Consider the following 214-nt stretch of genomic DNA (forward strand, 5'->3'; position numbering starts at 1 on the left):
TAGCCCCGCGGCGCAAGCTCGGCCATTTGCGTTGCCATCAAGGGCGTCGAGTTCGGATCATCGGACCCCGTCAGAAACAGGGCCGGACCAGCCACGTCTTTCCAGCCGTCAGCATAGGTCTCGTCTCCGCCCGCGAAGGCGGCGTAGGCGACGGCATATCCCTGGGGATCAACGAGGTTCAGCCACTTTCGTGTCAATTCACGCGCAGTGACGC

Annotated in this window: 1 pseudogene; it reads right to left on the reverse strand. The window is 63.1% G+C overall.

Annotation, left to right across the window (positions count from 1 at the left end):
• Window positions 1-214 (reverse strand): annotated as a pseudogene (locus tag AF337_RS30635) (alpha/beta hydrolase); the annotation flags it as partial.

The organism is Rhizobium ecuadorense, assembly GCF_001187535.1.
In the GTDB taxonomy this organism is placed as follows: domain Bacteria; phylum Pseudomonadota; class Alphaproteobacteria; order Rhizobiales; family Rhizobiaceae; genus Rhizobium; species Rhizobium ecuadorense.